3 protein-coding genes are annotated in these 3,006 nt (G+C 71.0%); 1 reads left to right on the top strand and 2 read right to left on the bottom strand.

The window, feature by feature from the left end:
• Nucleotides 1–1,794, bottom strand: a 1,794-nt coding sequence (locus D7Y11_RS42160) for a serine/threonine-protein kinase (RefSeq protein ID WP_233607585.1), incomplete at its 3' end; no start/stop codon positions are given.
• A 171-nt stretch (nucleotides 1,795–1,965) separates the two neighbouring features.
• Nucleotides 1,966–2,550 carry a GAF domain-containing protein gene (locus tag D7Y11_RS42155; RefSeq protein ID WP_120581614.1) on the bottom strand — a complete coding sequence of 195 codons (585 nt, stop codon included), beginning with the start codon at nucleotides 2,548–2,550 and terminating at the stop codon, nucleotides 1,966–1,968.
• Nucleotides 2,551–2,730: 180 nt separating this feature from the next.
• On the opposite strand from D7Y11_RS42155, the gene D7Y11_RS42150 reads away from it, so the two are divergent.
• A partial coding sequence (locus D7Y11_RS42150; RefSeq protein ID WP_148139287.1) for a hypothetical protein occupies nucleotides 2,731–3,006 on the top strand: 276 nt, incomplete at its 3' end.

Raw genomic sequence — 3,006 nt, 5'->3', positions numbered from 1 at the left:
GGCCACCACCGCCTTCGCCGGCACCGTGTTGGCGGCCACCGTGCGCACCGGCGCCTGCGGGACGACGACCACCGGCGTGGACGGGGCCTCCGTCACGGGCGCGGGCTTGTCCACCGTGTAGGTGAGCCCCTCGATGGTGCACGTGCCCTCGATGCAGCCGATGGCCGGCACGGGGGGCTCGCCGAAGTGGGCCTGCCAGTCCGGGCCCAGGTTCAGCGGCTCCGCGATGGGGCGCTGGTCCTTCCCCTGGCCGACGAAGGCCTGCATCACGCCGTCCTCGGTGACGAACAGCTCCAGCCGCACCTCGCCCTCCGGGGACGCGAGGCCCAGCATGGCGCCGCCGCGCTCGCCCAGGGACCACTCCAGGGTCAGCGGCGCGCCCGCGCCATGGTGCACGAGCGTGACGTAGCGGCCGTCCCGGCCCATCAGCCCCAGCGAGGCCACCGGCTCCGGCGGCGGGCCGTCCCAGACTTCCTTCAGGCGGCGCTTCCACGTGGTCGGCGGAGCTTCAGCGCGCACGCGCGCGGTCAGCCGGGCCACACCGCCCACCAGCCCCAGCACATCCACGCGCGCGCGGCCCACGCGCGACGCCTCGTTGTCGTCCACGGGAGGGAAGACCAGGGCCTTGTTCTCAAAGCTCAGCGTCCGGCCGGCCACCAGCATCTGGGGCAGATCCGGACCGTCTCCCATGGTCACGCGGCGCTTGTCCGGGGTGACGTCCTCCACCCGGCCCGGGCCGTTGCGGGGCGCGTCCCGCAGCGCCTGGTCCATGATGGCCTTGCCGGCCAGCGGCGGCTGGACGCGCACCTGCCCGCTGCGGTTGTACGCCACGCCCAACACGCCCGCGGCGGCCAGCACCATCACCCCCGCGGCCGTCTGCGCCGTCACGCGCGCGGCGCGGCGCATCGCGGCCTTCGCCCGCTGCCAGCGCGTCAGCCTCAGCGGCGGCATGGACAGCAGGCTTCCGGGGACCAGCGGCTCCAGGTCCGCGATGAGCGCGGCGACGGACGGATAGCGCTCGTCCGGATCCGGCTTGAGGCACCGCATCACGATGGCGTCCACGCGCGAGTCCAGCCCCGCGCGCTTGCGCGACGGCGGATCAAAGGTGCCCAGCGGCACCTCGCCGGTGAAGGTCTCGTAGAGGATGACGCCCAGGGAGAAGATGTCCGCGCGCGCGTCCGCGCTCTTCGCGTCCACGCGCTGCTCGGGCGCCATGTACGAGATGGTGCCCATGGACACGTGCGTGGACGTGAGCGCGAAGCGCGACGCCGCGGACGCGTCGTCCAGGAAGGACGCCAGCCCGAAGTCGGACACCTTCGCGATGCCGCCGGCCTGCTGATCCAGCAGGATGTTCTCCGGCTTCAGGTCGCGGTGGATGACGCCCCGGCCGTGCGCGTACTCGATGGCCCGGCAGATTTCGAGCATCCGGCGCAGGAGCGCCGGCGTGTCCATGGACGGGTTGCGCATGAGCTCGCGCAGGGACGGCCCGTCCACGAACTCCATCACCAGGTAGTACGTGTTGTCCGTCTTCCCCTTGTCGACGATGGCGACGACGTGGGGGTGGCTCAGCGTCGCCAGCGCCGCGGCTTCCTTCTGGAAGCGCGCGATGAACGACGGATCCTTGGCCAGGTCCGGATTCAGCAGCTTCACCGCGACCGTGCGGCCGAGCGACAGCTGGGTGGCCTTGTGGACCTCTCCCATGCCGCCAGCGCCGACGAGCTTCTCCAGGCGGTAGCCGCTGACGAGATCAGGAGGCCGGGAACGACTGATGGCGGTAGGCTCGAACGAGGACATGGGCGGGGGACAGGGCGGCGAGGGTAGCAGAAACGGGGCGCCGCGTTACCGCTCCCCAGCTGCCCTTCCGGCCCCCTTCCGCTCGCCGGGTGGGCGGGCGGCCATGACCCGGGTGCTGTCACTTCCCGTGGGAGCTCCAAATGGGCTCCCCAGGTCGGCTCCGGTGTCGGCTCAGGTGTCCCCGGCGACGGGGCGCAGCACGCTGGTGAGGTTGGTGCGCACCTGCGACAGCGAGGAGCGCATGTTCGCGTGCCGCACCGACGCGCCAATGGCCCGCGCCAGCGACTTGAGCAGCGAAATCTCCTCCGGGCGCCACAGGCGGGCCTGGCGGCAGTCCTCGAAGGCCACGAAGCCCCACCACTGCTTGGCCGGGACGATGGGGCACATCAGCACGGACTGCACGCCCTGGCGCTCCAGCAGCTCGCGCATCATCGGGGGCGCTTCCTTGGTGGTGCAGGAGACCACCATCTGCGCCTCCAGCATGTCCGCCCACGCCATCGCGTAGTCGCGCATCGGCAGCGAGCGCAGCACCGGGTGCGCCAGCGGGGACACCACACCCGGCTCCGCCCAGGCGTAGCGCAGGTCCGTGAGGAACCTGCCCGCCAGGTTCGTGGTCCGGTTCTCGAAGAGGCACGCGCGGTCCACCTTCATCGGGCGAGCCACCATGCCCAGCGCATCCGAACCGGTGGCCGGGCACAGGCCCTTGTCCAGGAGCAACCGCGACGCTTCGGACACCTTCGTGAACGCTTCCACCATGACCGTCTCGCTTGAAGGGGGGGAGGGGGTCACCCCTTCCTGTCGTGGATGAGCTGTCATCCACACATGTCCCGTTATGCAGGATTCCTCTGTTCCTGTCAAATGGTGGTTTTACTGGAAACCCAAGAAGAGGAGGGTCGGAGCGTTGCAGGGCCCGGAAACGCGAACAGGGGCGCCCTCGTGAAGAGAGCGCCCCTGCTCGGGCACGGCGTGTGGTGCGTCCCTTGGAGGAGGGCGGCGGACTACTGCGCGGACTTCTTGGAGGCGGGGGCCTTCACGGGCTTCTTGGTGCCGCCGGTGCCCTGCATCATCGTCTCCGTGCGGCCGGAGGGCGCGGTCTCGGTGGCCACGCGGGCGAACGGCCAGAGCCCGAACGCCGAGGTCATCCTGGACGAGGTGCGCTCGGACGTACCGCAATCCGCGGATGCCTTCTGGCTCAAGCGCGAGATGCTCGCT

This window comes from Corallococcus sp. AB018 (assembly GCF_003986945.1).
Lineage (GTDB): Bacteria > Myxococcota > Myxococcia > Myxococcales > Myxococcaceae > Corallococcus > Corallococcus exiguus.
This window is presented reverse-complemented; position numbering and strand designations above follow the sequence as displayed.

Coding starts and splice junctions, on each gene's coding strand:
- D7Y11_RS42155 (WP_120581614.1), bottom strand. CDS start 2,550: ATGGTGGAAGCGTTCACGAAGGTGTCCGAAGCGTCGCGGTTGCTCCTG.